We start from the raw sequence: 14958 nt of genomic DNA, 5'->3' as shown, positions 1-14958 counted from the left end.
CGGCCAGCGGCGTACCCATGTCAGTTCTTGTGGTGGTTGTGGGTGCGGACGATGTCGATCAGCGCGCAGATCAGCGCGAGCACGATGATGCCGGTGGCCAGCAGGAGCGATCGCTCGAAGGCGCTGGTCCAGTTGCCGCGGCTGTCGGCCAGCGACGAGAAGAACATCGAACCGACGGCGGCGATGCCGGCCGCGGCGCCGATGCGCTGACCGGTCTGGAGCATCCCGGCGCCGCTGCCAGCCTGCCCTACCGGCACTTCGGAGAGGGTGATCGTCTGGTTGGGGGCGATCACCAGCCCGCTGCCGATGCCGGCGACGAGCAGTGGACCGGCGGCAACCCAGGGCGCGGGGGCGTCCGGCGCGAGTTTCAGCGCGACCACCGTTGCGGCCAGGCCGATCACCACGGTGAGCAGACCGATGGCGACCAGTGGTCGGCCGAAGCGGTTGACGACGCGGCCACCGAGCACGGCGGCAGCCGCCGATCCCAGGGCGAACGGGGTGATGGCCAGACCGGCGATGAACGCGCTGTAACCGAGACCCATCTGTAGGAACAGGGTGAAGATGAAGAAGATCGCGGTGAAGCCGCCGAAGTAGACCAGCGCCAGGATCGAGCCCAGTGTGTACGACTGGAGGTTGAACAGTCGAAGGTCGAACAGGGGTTCGTAACGGCGTGCGAAGCGTCGCTCCCAGAGCCCGAAGACGACCAGCACGGCCAGGCCGGCCGGGATGAGCGCCCACTTCCAGGGGGTCTGCCACTGCTGCTCCTGCACGAGCGGAAGCAGGACGAGGACGACGCCCACACCGAGCAGCAGGACACCGACGGGGTCGAGTCGATGCCAGCCGACCTGGCCGGCGGGGCGGCCGGGCAGCAGACGCCAGCCGAGAATCACCGCGAGGATGCCGACGGGCACGTTGACGAAGAAGACCCACCGCCACCCGTGTTCCTCGCCGCCGATGGCTATGAGCAGCCCGCCGAGCAGCGGCCCGACCGCTGTGGAGATTCCGATGGTGGCGCCGAGCAGCCCGAACGGGCGCGCCCGTTCGGGCCCCCGGAAGAGTTGCTGGATGAGCCCGATGACCTGCGGGTTGACGACGCCGGCGGCGGCACCCTGAAGCAGTCGGGCGATGACCAGCCACGTCGGTGAGGTGGCGAGGCCGGCGAGCGCGCTGGTCACGGTGAAGAGTGAGATGCCGAAGACGAACGCGTTGCGTCGACCGCGTGCGTCGCCGAAGCGGCCGGCGGGGACCAGCGCCAGGCCGAAGGTGAGCGCGTACCCGGAGAGGATCCACTGCAGGTCGCTCGGCGACGCGTGCAGCGCCCGGTCGATGGAGGGCACCGCGACGTTGACGATGCTCACGTCGAGCAGCGTCATGAACGCGGCGACCAACCCGACACCGACCGCCTGCCAGCGTCGTCGGTTCTCGGCCGCCGTCACCGGCTGCGGCGTCTGCGCCGCACTCATCGCGCCCCCCGTTGACCGTCGATCACGCATTGCTGATCGCTACCCGGAGCATCGGGGGGCGAATCGTCGTGGATTGTTCGGTGCCCTCACGCCATCTGGCGGGCGCAGAACCGGGGACCGAAGTCGAGGCCGGCCATCGGCGAGTCCTCGCGGTGCAGCAGGCCCTTCTCGGTGAGCAGGTGCAGGGGGCTGTCCACCTGCTCCTGGGTCAGCCCTGATACCTCGGCGATGAGGTCCGGGTACGGCACCTGCCCGCGTGCCTCCAGGGTGGTGACCGCCTGGTACACGCGTTGCTCGGCCTCCGACAGTTGCACCTGCTGCATGCTTCCTCCTTCGTTCGTCCGCCGTCGTGCGGCGGCTGCCGTGCGCGGGTTACCCCCTGGGTGACCGAAGATGCACACCCGATCGGGCGGTCGGTGTCGGCTGTGGCGAACGGTCCGGGCCTTCGGTGGTGCCCTAGGCTGCTTTCGTGATCGTTTGGGACCTCGTCGTCGTCGGCGCCGGCCCCGCCGGGCTCTCCGCGGCGCACGCCGCTGCCCGCGCCGGTGTCTCCACTCTTGTTGTCGAGCGAGCCGCGCATCCGCGCTACAAGACCTGTGGTGGTGGCCTGATCGGCACCTCCCTGGCGGCCGTAGCGGATCGGATCGAGGTGCCGGCGCACGACCGGGTGGACCGGGTCACGTTCACCCGCGACGGCCGTCGGGAGTTCACCCGCCGCAGCGACAGCCCGGTCGTGACCATGGTGCGCCGCGAGGAGTTCGACGACCGGCTGCGCGCGGCGGCGGTCGCCGCGGGCGCGCAGATGCGGGAGCGGGTCGCCGTCCGCGCGATCGAGCAGGACCCCGAGGGGGTACGCCTGCGGCTGGCCGACGGTACGACGATCGCTGCCCGCGCGGTGATCGGGGCGGACGGTTCGTCGGGGGTGACCGCCCGGCATGTGGGGGTCCGGTACCGGCAGGTGGACCTGGGTCTGGAGCTGGAGATCCCGGTGCCCCCGGCCGAGCAGGAGCGGTGGCGGGGGCGGTTGCTGCTGGACTGGGGCGCGATGCCGGGGTCGTACGCCTGGGTCTTTCCGAAGGGTGACCGGTTGACTGTCGGGGTGATCGCCGGGCGGGGCGCGGGGGAGGGGACCCGGGAGTACCTGCGGCGGTTCGTGGACCGGTTGGGGCTGACCGGCTTGCCGGCGGAGCACGACTCCGGGCACCTGACCCGGTGCCGGGAGGAGGACTCGCCGTTGCGCAACGGCCGGGTGCTGGTCGTGGGGGATGCGGCGGGGCTGTTGGAGCCGTGGAGCCGGGAGGGCATCAGCTTCGCGTTGCGTTCCGGCGGGCTGGCCGGTGCGGCGGTCGCGGCCGGTGACCTGTCCGGGTACGAGCGGGCGGTCGCCGAGGGGCTTGTGCCGGAGATGCGGGCGGGCTTCCGGCTGCTGGACGTGTTCACCCGCCGCCCGGACGTGTTCCACGCCCTGCTGGCGACGCCGCCGGGCTGGCGGATGTTCGTCCAGTTCTGCCAGGGGCGGGCGAGCTTCGACGAAATGCTGCGGCGTCGGCCCATCCGCGCGGCCCTCGCGCTGCTGGATCGGGTGCCAGCCCCGCGCCGGGCTCCTTCTATTCACCCAGGATCCTAGGATGCCCTACGCGGTGTGACCGCGCACTGGTGTCCAGTGGCCCAGCCGCTGGACAATGGCGGGGGAGTGGGAGGTGCAGATGGCCGAGCAGCCGTTCACCGATGACGAGTACGCGTTCCTGCGCCACGCGCGGTTCGGCGAGTTGCCGCTCGCGGTGCGTCCCGACGAACGCGTCGCCCTGACCGAGACCGACCCCGGGCGCGACCGCCCGGAGGAGGCCGAGGACCCGATCCGCTGGAACGTGCAGGGCTGAGAACGCACAACGGGCCGCGGGTGTCGCCACCCACGGCCCGTTAGCGATGTGCTGGGGTCAGAAGACCGGCACGCCCTCGCGTACCAGTCGCCAGTTCTGCTGGAAGAAGTCGGCCGGGTCGATCGTCCCCTTGGCCTGCGCCCAGTCGATGAGCAGTTGCCGGATCTCCTGCTGCGCGTTGTAGACCTGGGTCTTCACGATGCCGGGGAAGTTGCCGCCACCGCTGCGCCGGTAGTTGTTCACCGCCATCACGAACTGGGCGTTGTCCGCCACCGGAGTGTCGGTGCCGGCCAGCACCAGGCGGGTGATCCGCTGCCCGATCGGCTTGGAGATGTCGATGTCGTAGTCCAGGCCGGAGATCACGTCGTAGTTGTAGTCCGGCACCGCCGGCGAGTCGCTGATCTGCTCCGGGTCGACCGGGGCGCCCGGAGCGAGGGTCCGGAAGTACTTCGCCGAGTACTCCAGGTAGGTGCGCACCTCCGCGCCGCTGAGCACGACCGCCTCGAGCGTGTTGTCGAAGACGTAGAGCCCTGCCACGTCACGGATCTTCACGTCCCCGGCGGGGAAGACCGCGGTACGGCTGAACGGGGACGCCTGGGACAGCACCGGCAGGTCGGCGTACTGCGTGCCGGCCAGCGCCTTCGTGACGGTCTCGGCCTGGACGTGGTTGATGAAGTCCAGGATGGGAGTGTCCTTGTACCTGGATTCCACCGTGGACATCTCGACGGTGGCCTGGGCCACCACCTGGTTCACGTACGCGATGGTCTTCTGGTGTTGGGCCCGCACGGCGGCGAGCACCTTCGGGTCCTCGACCACGGTGTTGGTGTTCAGCATGCTGGCGGCCTTCTTGGTGATCGTCCACCGGCCGCGCTCGCGGGTCAGGGTGAAGTCCATCCGGGTGAGCCGCTGGCCCCACTTCGACGGCTCGGAGAGCAGCACCTGCGCGCCGGTCCGCTCGTTGGTGACGAACCGCTCGACCACCTCGTTGTGCGCGTGACCGAAGAGGATCGCGTCGATCCCCGGCACCTGCTGGGCGATCAACGCCACAGGGTTCTCGTTCGGCAGCTCCGGGCCGTAGCTGGAGGTGCCGCTGTCACCGCCGTGCGCGGAGATCAGCACGAGGTCCGCGCCGCGAGCCCGCATGATCGGCACCCACTTCGCCGCGGTCGCGACCATGTCGTCGAAGCGCAGCTTGCCCTCGACGTTGCCCTTGTCCCAGATGGCCACACCGGGGTTGGTCAACCCCAGGATGCCGACCCGCAGGGTCGGCGCGGCGAAACCGAGGGAGACCTTCTTGATGACGTACGGCAGGAAGGCCGGCTTGCCGGTCTTCGCGTTGACCGCGTTCGCGGCGAGGGCCGGGAAACCGAGCTGACGGATCCACAGGTCCAGCAACGGCAGGCCGTAGTTGAACTCGTGGTTGCCCAGCGTCACCGCGTCGTAGTCGATGACGTTCATCGCCCGGGCCATCGGGTGCTTCTCGCCGGTGGCGGTGATCGGCTCCTGCTTGGCGTAGTACGTGGCCAGCGGCGTGCCCTGGATGGTGTCGCCGGCGTCGAGCACCAGCGTCGCCTTGCCGCGCCGCTCCCGACGGATCTGGTTGATCAGAGTCGCCAGCTTCGCGACGCCGATGTCGTTCTGCTTGCTGTCGTCGTACTCGGCGTCGCGGTAGTAGTCCCAGTTGTAGACGTTGCCGTGCGTGTCCGACGTGCCCAGGAGGGTGAGGTCCCAGGTGCGCGGCCGGGCCGCGCCGGCCGCCTGCGCGGGCGCGGCGGCGATCAGCGGGGCGGTCGCGGCCGCCGCTGCGGCGACGAGCACCTGGCGACGCGACGGGCCGGAGGGAGAGGTCATGACGTGCCTTTCCATGGGGGTGGACGCGCCTCGTGAGCGCCTTGCGCACCATAACCAGCAGCGGACACTCCTGCCACGCCAGCCCCAGGTGCTGCTGCGGTTTCCGCAGGCCGGCGCAGGGTACGGCGGTCAGGGACGACATTCGCGGGGCAGCCCCCGCTTCCCGCGCGGCGCGAGGAGAGATCGGTGAGCGAGGACCAGCACACCCAGCAGGACCCCACCAGCCAGTACGGCCAGCAGTCCGGCCAGCCCGCACAACAGCAGTCACCGCCCGGCACGACCGGCGACATGACTCCGAAGCCGGACCACGGCGAGGAGTCGTACCGGGGCACCGGCAAGCTCGACGGCAAACGGGCGCTGATCACCGGCGGTGACTCGGGCATCGGCCGGGCCGTTGCGCTGGCGTTCGCTCGGGAGGGCGCCGACGTGCTGATCTCGTACCTGAGCGAGGAGGAGGACGCCGACGCCCAGGAGACGATCCGCCTGATCGAGGACGCCGGCCGGCGGGGGATCGCGGTCCGCGGCGACGTCACCGACGAGGCGCACTGCCAGGAGCTGGTCGACCGGACGGTCCGCGACCTGGGAGGCATCGACATCCTGGTCAACAACGCGGCGTACCAGATGTCGCAGGACAAGGGCATCCTCGGGATCAGCACCGAGCAGTTCGACCGGGTGCTCAAGACCAACCTGTACGCGATGTTCTGGCTCTGCAAGGCCGCCATTCCGCACCTGGCCGAGGGGTCGGCGATCATCAACACGGCGTCGATCCAGGCGTTCGACCCGTCGCCGCAGCTGTTGGACTACGCGACCACGAAGGCGGGGATCGCCAACTTCACCAAGGCCCTCGCCGCCGACCTGGCGGAGCAGGGCATCCGGGTCAACGCGGTCGCGCCCGGCCCGGTCTGGACGCCGCTGATCCCGTCGACGATGCCGGAGGAGAAGGTGAAGCAGTTCGGCACCGACACCCCGGAGGGTCGCCCCGGCCAGCCGGCGGAGCTGGCCCCGGCGTACGTCTTCTTCGCCTCGCAGGAATCCAGCTACGTCACCGGCGAGATCCTGGGCGTCACGGGCGGCCGACCGACCAAGTGACTCGCCGTCGGGGCGGGCGCTGCTCGGGTGCCCGCCCCGACGCGGCTCGGTCCGGCATCCGGTGTTGCGGAGGCGTTGCCCGTCTCGTTGCGTGGTTCGCCGACGGCGGCTGGGTCAGCGCGGCCAGGCGGCGAAGCGCTGCCGGACCTGGGCGATGTCGGCGGCGCTCAGGCCGTAACGTCCGAAGCGTTGCTCGGGCAGACGGTCCAGGTAGCGGCCGGCGGCGCGCACGTCGTCCGGGTCCAGCGCGGGGTCGACCTGCCGTGCCAGCACCAGCAGCTCGGTCACGTCGTAGTGCTCCAACGCCGCCGCCACGTCGATGAAGTCACGGACCTCCCGCCGGTTGACCAGTGCCGCGATCTTGTTGGCCACCAGGTCGCGGACGTCCATCACCGGGCCGAGGTCCATCACCACCGGGCTCTGCTGGCGGTCCAACCGGGCGAGGCTGAGCCGGATCTGCCGTCCGTCCCGGCTCACCACGAAGTCCTTCATGTCCTGCTCGTACCCGTCGAACAGCTCGCCCAACTCACTGTCCGGGTCGGCGTCGGTGACGAGGAAGCCGGCTCGCTCCAACGCCCCGCGCACCCCCGCGGAGGCCGCCGCGGCGGCACCCTCCACGTCCGCGAAGAGGTCGACGTCCTCCGTCGGGCGGGCGACCAACCCGTGCGCCGCCCAGGCCACCCCGCCACCCAACACGAACCGGTACGGTCCGGCGGCGGTGAGCGCCACCCGGGCCACCTCCCGGTAGAAGTCGTGCAGATGAGGCTCGGTCACGCCGCGCGCAGGCCGCGGTGCCGGCTCTCCCACGCCTGCCGTACGCCCCGAGGCAGGTTGAGCAGTCGCCACACCCGGCGTAGCGTCCGCCCGTTGATCAGGACGCGCAGGTCCTCGGTGCGGGTCGTCTCGCGTAGCACGTTCTCGTACATCCAGAGCAGCTGGTCGGGGTCGGCGAGGTCGAAGGTGCGCTCGGCGTTCCACATCAACCGCACCGGCAGCTCCACCACGCCGCGAGTGGGCCCGGCCAGCTCGACGAGCGTCCGCGCCACCACGGCAGGGCGACCCGGTCGGGCCAGGAAGGCCACGCCGGTCGCGGTGGGGGAGACGGCCTGCATGGTGTCAGGGTAACGCCCACCCGAGCCGGTGTCGCTCAAGACGATCCCTGCGCCCTGCCGCAGGCTGTTGACGGTGCTTCGCCGAGCCCAGGCCAACTGGCCGCCCGCGCGCCCGGGTCGGGCATCCTCCAACGGAATTTCATCCGGTTTGCCCCCGCCTGCGGCGGCTGGCGTCTTCGTGATCGACTCGGGTTCCTTGAAGTCGGGGTGTCATGCGGTCTCGGATGCCCCGATTTCCAGGAAGCCGAGTCGATCAAGCCCAACGTGGCGTCCCGAGGGTCGACGCACGTCGAAGCTGAGAGCTTTGTCCGGGCTGAGGGGTTGAACCGAGCGCGCCGATGATCGCGGTACGAGGTTCGCGGCCTCTGGGGCGTTTCGCCTGTGACCGGTCGCACCGGTGGGTCGGAATGATGGCCGGGGCGGGGTCGTTACACACTCTGACGATCGCAGGACCACCGGCTCACCGCCCCGCCCACCGGGGTTGGAACCGCTGGTAGCGGGGTTGGAATGCCGCCCCGGGCCGCATCGTTGAAGCCTCCCCAGCACCCCGCCCCATCGGGTGCCACGGGGATGACCCGGCCCCCGGAATGACCCTGGACCCCCGGTCGTTGCAGTCCCCACGAGCGACCACCCGACCACCCCTTCACACGAGCCGGTGTCGGCGGATGGGCCCACGGGGAATGACCCCAGGCCCCCGGTCGTTACACATGGACCCGGCGCCCGAGCCCCGCTCGTAGGCCGCCGACCCGGGCCCCGCAAGCCCTCGGCTTGACGGTGCCGATCTCCCTAAGACTTTTCCCCTTTGATTTTGATGCAGCGCCGGACGAGGTGCTCACACCCTTGTGTCGCCGACCCCCATTGGCGGTGCGGGTGTTCCTACCCCCGAAGGAGCTACCCCCATGAACACGATCTTCCGTAAGAGCATGTTGTCTGTTGCTGGTCTCGCGTTCGCCGGTGGTGTCTTCGCCGGCCCGATCGCCGCCCACGCTGCCAACCCCGTCGACGTCAAGCCGGTCGCGGTGGCGGTGCAGTCGACCGCCCCGAAGCCGCAGGGCGAGCAGTCCCACATCACCCTCAACGACGAGCAGACCGCGAACGTCAAGGCGATCATCGCCGCGACGAAGAAGGCCGGCCTGCCCGAGCGCGCCGCGGTGATCTCGATCGCGACGAGCCTGCAGGAGTCGAAGCTGGAGAACCTGGGCCACCTCGGCGACAAGAATGACCATGACTCGCTGGGCCTGTTCCAGCAGCGCCCGACCAGTGGTTGGGGCACGCCGGAGCAGATCACCGACCCCGCCTACTCCACGACCGCGTTCCTCAAGGGCCTCCGCCAGGTCGACGGCTGGCAGGACATGGCGCTGACCGACGCCGCGCAGACCGTCCAGGTCTCCGCCTACCCCGACGCCTACGCCCAGTGGGAGCAGCAGGCCACCGACCTCGTCGCCCAGCACTGGAACAGCTGACACCAACACGAACACTGAACGACCCGACCGCTGGCCGGCACCCCACCCGGGGTGCCGGCCAGCGGCATATCCGCACCTCGCACGTCCCTGGCTCGGGTCGATCATGGACTTGTGGTGCCGGACTGAGGATGGTTCGGGTGGTCTTGTCCAGCACCACGACTCCTTGATCGACCCAAGCGGGTGGGGCGGGCCGCCCGGCCCAGTCCGCCCGGGCCGGACTGGGCTCGGGCAGGGAAGCGGGAACACGGGCGGGGGTTGGTTGGTTGTGGTCAGTGTCGGTGTGACTCAGTGTCCCCGGGCCTCACCTAATATCGCCTTCGCGGAATACCGTTCGGCTGGAGCCGCGTCGCGCCACTCGCCGAGAGGCGACCTGCACACCGACACCAGCGCCGCCCCCGAGCCCACAAGGGCCGGGGGCGGCGCTGTCTGACTTCCCTCCGCTCGCGAAGATGTCTCGGCTGGCCTATGTTCATGGGGTCGCTCGCGTGGGAGGGGGTGTCGTGGCATGGGTCTGCGTACCTTCATCGAGGGTTGGCCGGTCTACCGCCAGCTCACCGGCACCGACCCGTTGGGGCGGGGTGCCGCGGCGAAGTCCGACGGGTCCCGCGCGCTCACGGCTCGCACGGAAACCGCCGACAGCGTGGCCCGATCGGTGTGCCCGTACTGCGCGGTGGGTTGCGGTCAGCGGGTGTTCGTCAAGGACGGGCAGGTCAGTCAGATCGAGGGCGACCCGGACAGCCCGATCTCGCGGGGTCGGCTCTGCCCGAAGGGTTCGGCCAGCAAGAGCCTGGTGACCAGCCCGCTGCGGCAGACCACTGTCCGCTACCGCCGTCCCTACTCGACGCAGTGGGAGGATCTGGACCTCGACACCGCGCTCGACATGATCGCCGACCGGGTGCTCGCGGCTCGTGAGCAGACCTGGGAGGACGTCGACACGCAGGGCCGACCGCTCAACCGGACGCTGGGTTTCTCCAGTCTGGGTGGGGCGACGCTGGACAACGAGGAGAACTACCTCATCAAGAAGTTGTTCACCGCGGCCGGTGCGTTGCAGATCGAGAACCAGGCGCGTATTTGACACTCCGCCACCGTCCCCGGTCTGGGGGCCAGCTTCGGTCGTGGCGGTGCGACGGATTTCCAGCAGGACATCGCCAACGCTGACGTCATCGTCATCCAGGGTTCGAACATGGCTGAGGCGCACCCGGTGGGTTTCCAGTGGGTGATGGAGGCCAAGCGTCGGGGTGCGAAGGTCTTCCACGTCGACCCGCGTTTCACCCGCACCAGCGCGCTGGCTGACTCGTACCTGCCGATCCGGGCGGGCACGGACATCGCGCTGCTCGGCGGGGTGGTGCGCTACATCCTGGACAACGAGCTGGACTTCCGGGAGTACGTGCTGTCGTACACGAACGCGGCGACGATCGTGAGCGAGCGGTTCAGTGACACCGAGGACGGCGACGGGTTCTTCTCCGGGTTCGACCCGGAGACCGGCACGTACGTGCAGGACAGCTGGCAGTACGAGGGCAACGAGGACTCGTCCGGCAGTGGGCACACGGCCAAGGAGCGCGACACCGCGTCCGGGCTGGAGCACGAGTCGCACGGCGCGCAGGTCGACGGGGACACCCCGCGGGACGAGACGTTGCAGCATCCGCGCTGCGTCTACCAGATCCTCAAGCGACACTTCTCCCGCTACACCCCGGAGATGGTCGAGCGGGTCTGTGGCATCCCCCAGGACAAGTTCCTGGAGTTGGCCCGGGCGTGGACGGAGAACTCCGGCCGGGAGCGCACCGGGATGCTGATCTACTCGGTGGGCTGGACGCAGCACAGTGTCGGTGTGCAGTACATCCGCACCGGCGCGATCATCCAGCTGTTGCTCGGCAACATGGGCCGCCCGGGTGGTGGGGTGATGGCCCTGCGCGGGCACGCCAGCATCCAGGGGTCCACCGACATCCCGACGCTGTTCAACCTGCTGCCGGGCTACCTGCCGATGCCGCACCACGCCGACCACCCGACCTTCGACGAGTGGGTGGACAGCATCCGGCACCCCGGCCAGAAGGGCTTCTGGGGTAACGCCGGGTCGTTCGCCGCCAGCCTGCTCAAGGCGTACTGGGGTGACGCGGCGACACCGGAGAACGACTACTGCTACGGCTACCTGCCGCGGCTGACCGGTGACCACGGCACCTACCAGCAGGTGCTGAACATGATCGACGGGAAGATCAAGGGGTACTTCCTGCTCGGGCAGAACCCGGCGGTCGGTTCGGCGCACGGCCGGGCGCAGCGCCTGGGCATGGCCAACCTCGACTGGCTGGTCGTCCGGGACCTGTTCATGATCGAAAGTGCGACGTTCTGGCAGAACGGTCCCGAGGTCGCCACCGGGGAGATCGTGCCCGAGGAGTGCCGCACGGAGGTGTTCTTCCTGCCCGCCGCCTCGCATGTGGAGAAGGAGGGCACGTTCACCCAGACGCAGCGCCTGTTGCAGTGGCGGGAGAAGGCCGTCGAGCCGCCAGGCGACGCCCGCTCCGAGTTGTGGTTCTTCTACCACCTCGGGCGCAAGCTGCGCGAGAAGCTGGCCGACTCGAAGCTGCCGCGCGACCGTGCGCTGCTCGACCTCACCTGGGACTACCCCACGCACGGCCCGAACGCGGAGCCGAGCGCCGAGGCGGTGCTGCGCGAGATCAACGGGTACGACGTGACGACCGGCCGCCCGCTGTCCAGCTTCGCCGAGGCCCGCGCGGACGGCTCCACCGCGATCGGTTGCTGGATCTACACCGGGGTGTACGCCGACGGCGTGAACCAGGCGGCGCGGCGCAAGTCCCGACACGAGCAGGACTGGGTGGCCGCCGAGTGGGGGTGGGCGTGGCCGGCGAACCGGCGCATCCTCTACAACCGTGCGTCCGCCGACCCGGACGGCAACCCGTGGAGTGAGCGCAAACGCTACGTCTGGTGGGATGCCGAGAAGGGCGAGTGGACCGGTCACGACGTGCCGGACTTCGAGAAGACCAAACCGCCGTCGTACCGGCCGCCACCCGGCGCGTCCGGGACGGAGGGCATCGCCGGCGACGACCCGTTCATCATGCAGGGCGACGGGAAGGGCTGGCTGTACGCGCCCAGCGGTGTCCTGGACGGCCCGTTGCCGACGCACTACGAGCCGGTGGAGTCGCCGGTGCGTAACCCGCTCTACGGGCAGCAGGCCAACCCGACCCGCAAGATGTACGCGCATCCGGTGAACTCGGTGAACCCGAGCCCGCCGGAGGAGCACAGCCAGGTGTTCCCGTACGTGTTCACTGTCAGCCGGCTCACCGAGCACCACACGGCCGGCGGGATGAGTCGGACGGTGTCGCCGCTGGCCGAGTTGCAGCCGGAGATGTTCGTGGAGGTGTCTCCGGAGCTGGCCGTCGAACGCGGCCTCGACCACCTGGGCTGGGCGCACCTGGTCAGCGGTCGTGCCGTGATCGAGGCGAAGGTGCTGGTGACGGATCGGCTCAGTCCGTTGCGGGTCGAGGACCGGATCATCCACCAGGTGTGGTTGCCGTACCACTTCGGTTTCGAGGGTCTGGTGACCGGCGACTCGGCCAACGACCTGTTCGGCATCAGCCTGGACCCGAACGTGCTGATCCAGGAGAGCAAGGTCGGCACCTGCGACGTGCGGGCCGGCCGTCGGCCGACCGGGCCGGCGCTGCTGGACCTGGTCGCCGACTACCAGCGGCGCGCCGGGATCAACCCGGGCCACAACGCCCCGGCGGTCACCACTGACAGTGAGGGGAGGGATCGCGGTGCTTCCTGACCCGAACAGCCTCTACGGGCCGCTGGATCCGGCGCGGGACGCCGGTTACGAGGACGCGCCGCCGCGGATGGGGTTCTTCACCGACACCAGCGTCTGCATCGGCTGCAAGGCCTGCGAGGTGGCCTGCAAGGAGTGGAACGGTGTCCCGGAGAGCGGGCTCGACCTGCTCGGCATGTCGTATGACAACACCGGCGCGTTGACCGCGAACTCCTGGCGACACGTCGCGTTCATCGAGCAGCCCCGGCCGGCCGGGCACCGCACACCGCCGTTCGCGGGTACGCCGACCGACGGTTCGGTCAGCGCGGCGTCGGCGGCCGTGGCGGCTGGCACCAGCGAGCGCACCGGCACGGACCCGGGTGTGCCGACGGGCACGCCGTCCGCCGCCGCCCGGATGGCCGGGGGCGGGCCGGTAGACGTGCTCGGCACGATCGAGGCCGATGCGACCGCCGCGGGCCGTGGTGGCGCGGGTCCACAGTTCCTGGGGATGCCGGGGGCGCAGCCGCCGGGGCGCGGGTCCGGTGTGGAGGGGCGGACGGATTTCCGGTGGTTGATGATGTCGGACGTCTGTAAGCACTGCACGCACGCGGCGTGTCTGGATGTCTGTCCGACGGGTTCGTTGTTCCGGACGGAGTTCGGCACCGTGGTGGTGCAGGAGGACATCTGCAACGGCTGCGGTTACTGCATCTCCGCCTGTCCGTACGGGGTGATCGATCAGCGCAAGGACGACGGTCGGGCGTGGAAGTGCACGCTGTGCTACGACCGGCTCGGGGCGGGCATGACCCCGGCGTGTGCGCAGGCGTGCCCGACGGAGTCGATCCAGTACGGGCCGCTCGACGAGTTGCGGGAGCGGGCCGCCGCGCGGGTCGAGACGCTGCACGAGCGGGGCGTCCCCGAGGCCCGCCTGTACGGGCACGACCCGAACGACGGCGTGGGTGGGGACGGTGCGTTCTTCCTGCTGCTCGACGAGCCGGAGGTGTACGGGCTGCCACCGGACCCGATCGTGACCACCCGCGACCTGCCGAAGATGTGGAAGCGCGCCGGCCTCGCGGCTCTCGCCATGGCGGCGGCCACCGTCGCCGCGTTCGTCGGAGGTTCCTCGTGAGTCCGCAACGCCCCGAGGTGGGCGAGATCTTCCGTCGCTTCCGGGACCGGTTGGCCGCCGATGCTCGCGACCGACCGACGGCCAGCACCGAGCTGCCGGCCGCGAACGGCGAGAGCACCGGGCTGCCGGCCGCGAACGGCGCCGGCACCAGCTCGGCGGTCGGACAGCAGCGGCGCACCGCCGAACCCGGCCGGCGGGGTGGGCGTCGCGGAGGTGGTCGTCGCGGAGGCGGCGAGGAACTGCGGGTGCCGGAGGCGGAGTTCACGTCGTACTACGGTCGGCCCATCCTGAAGGCGCCGGTCTGGAAGTGGGACATCGCGGCGTACCTGTTCACCGGCGGGCTGGCGGCCGGCTCGTCACTGCTCGCCGCCGGTGGGCAGCTCACCGGCCGGCCGGCGTTGCGACGCGCCGGTCGGGTCACCGCGCTGGCCGCCGTGAGCGCCAGCGCGGTCTTCCTGGTCAAGGACCTCGGCCGGCCGGCGCGGTTCCACCACATGCTGCGCGTGGCGAAGCTGACGTCGCCGATGTCGGTGGGCACCTGGATCCTCACCGCGTACGGGCCGGCCGCTGGTGTCGCCGCGATCGCCGAGGCCGCCGGTGTGCTGCCGCGCCACGGCCTGCTCGGGCTGGCCGGTCGGGCGTTGCCGTCGGCCGGGCACGTCGCCGGGCTGCTCGCCGCCGGCACCGCACCCGCGCTGGCCACGTACACCGGGGTGTTGCTCGCCGACACGGCGGTGCCCTCCTGGCATGAGGCGTACCCCGAGTTGCCGGTGATCTTCGCGGGCAGCGCGCTGGCCAGCGGCGCCGGCGTGGGTCTGCTCGCCGCGCCGCCGGCCCAGGCGGGGCCGGCCCGGCGGATGGCGGTGGCCGGCGCGGCCCTGGAGTTGTACGGCGCGCATCGGGTGGAGACCCGCCTCGGTCTGCTCAGTGAGCCCTACCGGCAGGGCAGCCCCGGTCGGCTGCTGCGCGCCGGCCGGATGTTGACGGCCGGTGGTGTCGCCGGCGCGCTGCTCGGTCGGCGTAGCCGGCTGGTCGGCGCGCTGTCCGGGGCCGCGCTGCTGGCCGCGTCGGTGGTGACCCGGTTCGGCATCTTCTACGGCGGGGTGGCCTCCGCGCGCGACCCTCGGTACACGGTGGTGCCGCAGCGCGAGCGGGCCGACGCCCGGCGGACGGGCATGGATCTTCCATCTGATCGGGCGGCCCCGCCCGCGATGTGATCG

The 14958-nt window shown here is 70.5% G+C and carries 12 protein-coding genes; 7 read left to right on the top strand and 5 right to left on the bottom strand.

What is annotated here, in order from left to right; genetic code table 11:
* Positions 1-20: 20 nt before the first annotated feature.
* Together AC3CF1_RS03525 and AC3CF1_RS03520 are read right to left on the bottom strand one after the other, a co-directional pair.
* Positions 21-1463, bottom strand: coding sequence for an MFS transporter (locus tag AC3CF1_RS03525; RefSeq protein ID WP_355162483.1), 1443 nt, complete (start codon positions 1461-1463; stop codon positions 21-23).
* Between the two features lie 86 nt (positions 1464-1549).
* Positions 1550-1786, bottom strand: a complete 237-nt coding sequence (locus AC3CF1_RS03520) for a hypothetical protein (protein WP_088948267.1) — start codon at positions 1784-1786, stop codon at positions 1550-1552.
* Between the two features lie 146 nt (positions 1787-1932).
* Between AC3CF1_RS03520 and AC3CF1_RS03515 the strand changes: the two genes are divergently transcribed.
* Both AC3CF1_RS03515 and AC3CF1_RS03510 read left to right on the top strand, forming a co-directional pair.
* Positions 1933-3090 carry a geranylgeranyl reductase family protein gene (locus tag AC3CF1_RS03515; RefSeq protein ID WP_488449513.1) on the top strand — a complete coding sequence of 386 codons (1158 nt, stop codon included), beginning with the start codon at positions 1933-1935 and terminating at the stop codon, positions 3088-3090.
* Positions 3091-3145: 55 nt separating this feature from the next.
* The gene (locus tag AC3CF1_RS03510; protein ID WP_088948265.1) at positions 3146-3343 is read left to right on the top strand and encodes a hypothetical protein; all 198 of its coding nucleotides are present in this window, start codon (positions 3146-3148) and stop codon (positions 3341-3343) included.
* A 57-nt stretch (positions 3344-3400) separates the two neighbouring features.
* Here AC3CF1_RS03510 and AC3CF1_RS03505 read toward each other — a convergent pair whose 3' ends face one another.
* Positions 3401-5194 carry a bifunctional metallophosphatase/5'-nucleotidase gene (locus tag AC3CF1_RS03505; RefSeq protein WP_088948264.1) on the bottom strand — a complete coding sequence of 598 codons (1794 nt, stop codon included), beginning with the start codon at positions 5192-5194 and terminating at the stop codon, positions 3401-3403.
* A gap of 186 nt (positions 5195-5380) precedes the next feature.
* Between AC3CF1_RS03505 and AC3CF1_RS03500 the strand changes: the two genes are divergently transcribed.
* The gene (locus AC3CF1_RS03500) at positions 5381-6283 is read left to right on the top strand and encodes an SDR family oxidoreductase (RefSeq protein ID WP_433549712.1); all 903 of its coding nucleotides are present in this window, start codon (positions 5381-5383) and stop codon (positions 6281-6283) included.
* A 114-nt stretch (positions 6284-6397) separates the two neighbouring features.
* On the opposite strand, the gene AC3CF1_RS03495 is transcribed toward AC3CF1_RS03500, so the two are convergent.
* Together AC3CF1_RS03495 and AC3CF1_RS03490 are read right to left on the bottom strand one after the other, a co-directional pair.
* Positions 6398-7057, bottom strand: coding sequence for a nucleotidyl transferase AbiEii/AbiGii toxin family protein (locus tag AC3CF1_RS03495; protein WP_088951764.1), 660 nt, complete (start codon positions 7055-7057; stop codon positions 6398-6400).
* A complete protein-coding gene (locus AC3CF1_RS03490; protein ID WP_179779166.1) occupies positions 7054-7395 on the bottom strand; it encodes a hypothetical protein in 342 nt (113 codons plus the stop codon). The genes AC3CF1_RS03495 and AC3CF1_RS03490 overlap by 4 nt, the downstream gene beginning before the upstream one ends.
* 899 nt (positions 7396-8294) lie before the next feature.
* On the opposite strand from AC3CF1_RS03490, the gene AC3CF1_RS03485 reads away from it, so the two are divergent.
* The 4 genes from AC3CF1_RS03485 (at position 8295) to nrfD (ending at position 14955) form a co-directional block, all read left to right on the top strand.
* Positions 8295-8858, top strand: coding sequence for a hypothetical protein (locus AC3CF1_RS03485; RefSeq protein WP_488449512.1), 564 nt, complete (start codon positions 8295-8297; stop codon positions 8856-8858).
* Positions 8859-9363: 505 nt separating this feature from the next.
* A complete protein-coding gene (gene fdh, locus AC3CF1_RS03480; RefSeq protein WP_488449511.1) occupies positions 9364-12636 on the top strand; it encodes a formate dehydrogenase in 3273 nt (1090 codons plus the stop codon).
* Positions 12626-13738 (top strand): 4Fe-4S dicluster domain-containing protein, encoded by a 1113-nt coding sequence (locus AC3CF1_RS03475; RefSeq protein ID WP_488449510.1) that lies wholly within the window; start codon positions 12626-12628, stop codon positions 13736-13738. Before fdh ends, AC3CF1_RS03475 begins: the two co-directional genes overlap by 11 nt.
* Complete coding sequence (gene nrfD / locus AC3CF1_RS03470) at positions 13735-14955, top strand: NrfD/PsrC family molybdoenzyme membrane anchor subunit (RefSeq protein WP_488449509.1); 1221 nt, start codon at positions 13735-13737, stop codon at positions 14953-14955. The genes AC3CF1_RS03475 and nrfD overlap by 4 nt, the downstream gene beginning before the upstream one ends.
* The last annotated feature ends 3 nt before the right edge of the window (positions 14956-14958 follow it).

This window comes from Micromonospora sp. MGP-C2 (assembly GCF_057766525.1).
Note: the sequence above shows the minus strand (reverse complement) of the source record. Positions and strands in the feature narration are given on the sequence as shown.

Excerpts from the sequence above, each read along its gene's own strand:
- AC3CF1_RS03525 (WP_355162483.1), bottom strand. The coding sequence starts at position 1,463 with ATGAGTGCGGCGCAGACGCCGCAGCCGGTGACGGCGGCCGAGAACCGA.
- AC3CF1_RS03505 (WP_088948264.1), bottom strand. The coding sequence starts at position 5,194 with ATGACCTCTCCCTCCGGCCCGTCGCGTCGCCAGGTGCTCGTCGCCGCA.
- AC3CF1_RS03520 (WP_088948267.1), bottom strand. The coding sequence starts at position 1,786 with ATGCAGCAGGTGCAACTGTCGGAGGCCGAGCAACGCGTGTACCAGGCG.
- AC3CF1_RS03490 (WP_179779166.1), bottom strand. The coding sequence starts at position 7,395 with ATGCAGGCCGTCTCCCCCACCGCGACCGGCGTGGCCTTCCTGGCCCGA.
- AC3CF1_RS03485 (WP_488449512.1), top strand. The coding sequence starts at position 8,295 with ATGAACACGATCTTCCGTAAGAGCATGTTGTCTGTTGCTGGTCTCGCG.
- AC3CF1_RS03510 (WP_088948265.1), top strand. The coding sequence starts at position 3,146 with ATGGCGGGGGAGTGGGAGGTGCAGATGGCCGAGCAGCCGTTCACCGAT.